The 3066-nt window shown below is 38.8% G+C and carries 3 protein-coding genes; all 3 read right to left on the minus strand.

Annotated features, from left to right (window positions below):
- Positions 1-282: 282 nt before the first annotated feature.
- The gene (locus LOR49_RS17265) at positions 283-549 is read right to left on the minus strand and encodes a pro-sigmaK processing inhibitor BofA family protein (protein WP_240378201.1); all 267 of its coding nucleotides are present in this window, start codon (positions 547-549) and stop codon (positions 283-285) included.
- 334 nt (positions 550-883) lie between these two features.
- Positions 884-1624: an RNA-guided endonuclease InsQ/TnpB family protein gene (locus LOR49_RS17270; RefSeq protein WP_338021163.1), complete on the minus strand. Its 741-nt coding sequence runs from the start codon at positions 1622-1624 to the stop codon at positions 884-886.
- Between the two features lie 6 nt (positions 1625-1630).
- On the minus strand, positions 1631-2065 hold the full coding sequence (locus LOR49_RS17275; RefSeq protein ID WP_240378205.1) for a hypothetical protein: 435 nt from the start codon (positions 2063-2065) through the stop codon (positions 1631-1633).
- Between the last annotated feature and the right edge of the window lie 1001 nt (positions 2066-3066).

The raw sequence follows: 3066 nt of genomic DNA on the forward strand, positions 1-3066 counted from the left end.
CAATATACCATGTGCTTTTCAGCGACATTTTTCATTATACTACTTTTTAAGAATGAAGTCAATACATTCTTTTGTCTAAGTGACAACTTGTTTACTTAACCAAGAAACTAACTATAACATTTAAATCAATTTATTGCAAGAGTTAAAAGTGGAAAATCACTAATTAACGTATGAATATCAAATGCTTTATCTCTTGCAGGAATTACTATTATACGTTTTTCTGCAAAAAAGTCAACACCTATACGGAAACCAAGTTTTACCGAGACTTCCAATGGTCAAAACTCACATTAGAATAAAAAGATCGACAGCAACCAGCATAAAGAGTCCTGGAAATCCAAGTAGACCTGACACACCTACCGTAAAAAGATTAATAGGAAGGTGATAATCAAATACACCACCAAAAATGTTTAAGAAAAACAGAGCCATCGCACCAATAACGAGGCGTACCAAGATACTGCCCATCCACTTAAATGATGAAGTAAGCCCCCCCATTAAAAAAAACATACAAAGAGCGATACCTGCCAAAGATATTAAAATAATCGGATCCATTTCCCTGTCTCTCCCCTCGTCTTTTGAGCTAATCATTCACTTATTTTATGTATATGTACAAGCAAACGTTTTATTAATAAGAAAGAAGAAACGTCGTATATGGCACGATATCATTGACATCCTCCCCCACCTAAAATCCTATCGGATTTTTGAGGAAGGGGATTCCAACGGATAAACAGCTGAGACCAGCAAGTTCATGTTGGATGGTTACGTTACCTTTACCTCTACTCAGTCCCACTCTCCGTTTTCACAGGTTATGGGCAGAGCGTCAACAGCTAGGTGTACAGCGCAGTCAGGCGCCTTACAGAAAACACTACATTTCCTGCAACGACTGTTAAGCCGCAGTTGTTGTTTTTTCTTTTTTACATGGTCTTGTGCCGATAACAAAGCTGGCGTTGACATCAGCATTTTTCTTATACCCACAAGAGCATTTGTATAGAGAACCTCTACGGTTCTTTTTTACTGCCTTTCCGCAGTTCGAACATTCTTGGCTAGTTTTGAACGGATTTACTTTTTGCACTTCCAGCTCGGCTAGTTGTGCCTTATACGTAATTTTTGCCTCCAAGTCAAAGAAAGCCCAAGAATTAACGTTTCGGTCGCTGCGCTTCCAGTGTTTCTTCATGGAACGGATATGTTTTAAATCTTCGATTTTAATAACAGAAGCACCTTGTTCTTGAGCGAAGCGGATGATTTCCTTCGAAATCACGTGGTTCCAATATTGGATAATACGATGCTCCTTGTTTTCTAATCGTTTTAGCGCTTTAACATTTCTTGCTTTTTGTAACTGTCGTCGTAAGCGACTAAACTTTCGGCGTATATGACCAATTTGCTTCCCCGAGAAATGAATATAATTGCCAGTTTCCTTATCTCCTGCGACAGCAATATACTTTAATCCACGGTCCACTCCAATGGCCTTTTTTCGCTCTTCTGAAACGTCATTCTGTAAATCAAATGTAATAGCAAACGAAACGTACCATTTTCCCTTTTTGAAAAACAATTGACTGTTTCCTTTTTTTAGGTTTTGATATTTTCTCGAAAGACAGAATATAATATTTGGATTTTTTATCCATTTCACCAGTCATCAGGTAATGAACCCAAAAAGGCTATAGTCGTTCGTTTTCAAGGGAACGTACTTATCAGCCGTCAGGTTGCCCTTTTCGATAGTGGGAATCCCTAGTTTCAGGAAGCCATTATCAAAACGAAGTCTCCAATTTTGATTGTTGAAGGGAATAGCAATTTTTTTGCGAAAAGAAGGAAAACCCTTTGTTTTATGGTTTTTCTTCCAATCCTGATAATGAGAAACAGCTAGTTTCCGTGCTTCCTGAATGGTAGTGGTCGGTAACGCAATATGGCTCAACTTCTTATCGAGTTCTGATGCTTTTAACTTAGGCTCCGCTTGTTTGGTTTGGATTGCTAGGTTAGCAGCTTCGGAGAAACTACATTGCATTTGTTCATACATTTCAGTTTTGATGTTTGTGGGCTTGTACAATGGCATTTTAATAGAAATAGTTGGCATACCGCATTCACCTCCTACGAATTTATACTTACATCTTAACAAAAAGAACGTATGTTTGTACCTTGATCTGTTTTCATTTCAGAAAAAACTAAAAAAGGCGATTCCTCTCCCACCTAAGTTTTACAAACTTTGAGGAAGGAGTCTTCTCGCCTAAGTTCGATAAAATAAAAGATATGAGAAGTATCCGTTCAACCCCCGATCTCATCATAAAACAAAATGATCACACAGGAGCACTTAAATAACAGGTAGTGCAACTCTTTCAAATCGACGGGCTATTTTTTAACGGGGAAGAGCTGAATAGTGTCGTTAAATTTGTAGTTGGAGAAAATAGCGGCGGCATAGAGGTACAATAACGTCGTGAAATTAGCAGATGGTTGATACAGCGACGCCATAGGTGGGGGATGAAGTTGCCAAAACTGTGGTTGGTAGAAATAGTGGCGGCATAAGGGTGCAATAGCGTCGTGAAATTAGCAAATGGGTGATACAGCGACGCCATAGGCGGGGGATGAAGTTGCCAAAACTGTGGTTGGTGGAAATAGTGGCGGCACACGGGTGCAATGGCGTCGTGAAGATCGTGGGTTAGTGAAAAATGAAGGCAGGTAAATTCTCGATCACTATTGCGGAATATATGCCGTTAGAAGAATCTGTTCTGTTGGCTATTTTGTGACGATTTAACCATAACAGGCGGTACTTTTTTCATTCATTCAATGAATAACTAACTACGGAATATCCATCAGGCGGGCATTACTAGAAATCAAAGGGTTTCTTCTATGAATGATTCAGGTTTAATATTGAAAAATGGCATCTATTCAACAGTATGATAAGCATGATAATTCTACAAGTTTTTCTAAGGTACGTTCGGTGTGGATCGCAAAATAGTAGTTTTTTAGAAACATAATATATTGATACAAAAAAAGCCGCCAGCATAGTAAGCTGACAGCTTTTTTTGATCATTTGCCTGGCAACGTCCTACTTTCACAAAGGGCTGCCCCTTCATTATC

This window comes from Bacillus piscicola, from assembly GCF_022458745.1.
Taxonomy (GTDB): domain Bacteria; phylum Bacillota; class Bacilli; order Bacillales; family Marinococcaceae; genus Alteribacillus_A; species Alteribacillus_A piscicola.